Origin of the sequence: Marinobacter vulgaris (assembly GCF_003344045.1) — a bacterium.
GTDB classification, from domain to species: Bacteria; Pseudomonadota; Gammaproteobacteria; order Pseudomonadales; family Oleiphilaceae; genus Marinobacter; species Marinobacter vulgaris.
In genome coordinates this window covers 1-1,574 of record NZ_QFWX01000022.1, presented here as the reverse complement: position 1 = coordinate 1,574, position 1,574 = coordinate 1, and the positions used below count along the sequence as shown (strand labels likewise).

At 52.7% G+C, this 1,574-nt stretch carries 1 rRNA gene; it reads right to left on the bottom strand.

The features are described from left to right. Positions 1 to 60: 60 nt before the first annotated feature. Positions 61 to 1,574 (bottom strand): 23S ribosomal RNA (locus tag DIT71_RS17565); the annotation flags it as partial.

Here is a 1,574-nt window from a genome sequence, read left to right as displayed (position 1 = left end):
TTAATCTGTATCAGGCTGAAAATCGTGTCTGTCTCTTCGCCAAAACACCTTCGGCGTTGTAAGGTTAAGCCTCACGGTTCATTAGTATCGGTTAGCTCAACGCATCGCTGCGCTTACACACCCGACCTATCAACGTCATCGTCTTTAACGTTCCTTCAGGAGACTTAAAGTCTCAGGGAGAACTCATCTCGGGGCAAGTTTCGTGCTTAGATGCTTTCAGCACTTATCTCTTCCGCATTTAGCTACCGGGCAGTGCCATTGGCATGACAACCCGAACACCAGTGATGNAGGAGCAGCTTTCCTCAAATCTCCAACGTCCACGGCAGATAGGGACCGAACTGTCTCACGACGTTCTAAACCCAGCTCGCGTACCACTTTAAATGGCGAACAGCCATACCCTTGGGACCGGCTTCAGCCCCAGGATGTGATGAGCCGACATCGAGGTGCCAAACACCGCCGTCGATGTGAACTCTTGGGCGGTATCAGCCTGTTATCCCCGGAGTACCTTTTATCCGTTGAGCGATGGCCCTTCCATTCAGAACCACCGGATCACTATGACCTGCTTTCGCACCTGCTCGCGCCGTCACGCTCGCAGTCAAGCTGGCTTATGCCATTGCACTAACCTCCTGATGTCCGACCAGGATTAGCCAACCTTCGTGCTCCTCCGTTACTCTTTGGGAGGAGACCGCCCCAGTCAAACTACCCACCAGACACTGTCCGCAACCCGGATTACGGGTCTACGTTAGAACACCAGCCATTAAAGGGTGGTATTTCAAGGTTGGCTCCACGCAGACTGGCGTCCACGCTTCAAAGCCTCCCACCTATCCTACACATCAAGGACCAGTGTTCAGTGTCAAGCTATAGTAAAGGTTCACGGGGTCTTTCCGTCTTGCCGCGGGTACACTGCATCTTCACAGCGAGTTCAATTTCACTGAGTCTCGGGTGGAGACAGCCTGGCCATCATTACGCCATTCGTGCAGGTCGGAACTTACCCGACAAGGAATTTCGCTACCTTAGGACCGTTATAGTTACGGCCGCCGTTTACCGGGGCTTCGATCAAGAGCTTCGCGTTGCCGNTCGGAACTTACCCGACAAGGAATTTCGCTACCTTAGGACCGTTATAGTTACGGCCGCCGTTTACCGGGGCTTCGATCAAGAGCTTCGTCCGAGGACTAACCCCATCAATTAACCTTCCGGCACCGGGCAGGCGTCACACCGTATACGTCCACTTTCGTGTTTGCACAGTGCTGTGTTTTTAATAAACAGTTGCAGCCAGCTGGTATCTTCGACTGATTTCAGCTCCACCCGCAGGGGCTTCACCTACACATCAGCGTGCCTTCTCCCGAAGTTACGGCACCATTTTGCCTAGTTCCTTCACCCGAGTTCTCTCAAGCGCCTTGGTATTCTCTACCTGACCACCTGTGTCGGTTTGGGGTACGATTTCGTGTTACCTGATGCTTAGAGGCTTTTCCTGGAAGCAGGGCATTTATCACTTCAGCACCGTAGTGCCTCGTCATCACACCTCAGCGTTAATAAGGTACCGGATTTACCTGGAACCTCCGCCTACATGCTTA